This window comes from Promicromonospora kroppenstedtii DSM 19349 (genome assembly GCF_000515355.1).
Classification (GTDB): Bacteria; Actinomycetota; Actinomycetes; order Actinomycetales; family Cellulomonadaceae; genus Promicromonospora; species Promicromonospora kroppenstedtii.
This window is the reverse complement of record NZ_KI911608.1, coordinates 2,022-2,271: the sequence shown is the minus strand read 5'-3', so window position 1 is coordinate 2,271 and position 250 is coordinate 2,022. Positions and strand designations below refer to the sequence as shown.

Genomic DNA, 250 nt, shown 5'->3' with positions numbered 1-250 from the left:
ACCCTCGACACGCCCGTAGTGATCGTGTGCGGCTCCATCAACGGCTCCGGCCCGGTCGCGGAGGCACTCGCCGCCCGCGGCTACACCGACGTCTCGCACGTCGACGGCGGATTCCCCGCCTGGAAGAAGGCCGGGCTGCCCGCCACGGAAGTCGCGAGCCAGCTGGCGGACGACCAGCCGGCGACGGAACCGAGCGCCGCGCCATGACCGGGTTCGCCACCCGGCAGGTGCATGCGCGCGGCACCGGACG

At 74.0% G+C, this 250-nt stretch carries 1 protein-coding gene; it reads left to right on the top strand.

Annotated elements, in window-relative coordinates; all coding sequences use genetic code 11:
* The coding region (locus tag PROKR_RS03700; protein ID WP_036959622.1) for a rhodanese-like domain-containing protein at positions 1-207 on the top strand (207 nt) is incomplete at its 5' end.
* Positions 208-250: the final 43 nt, after the last annotated feature.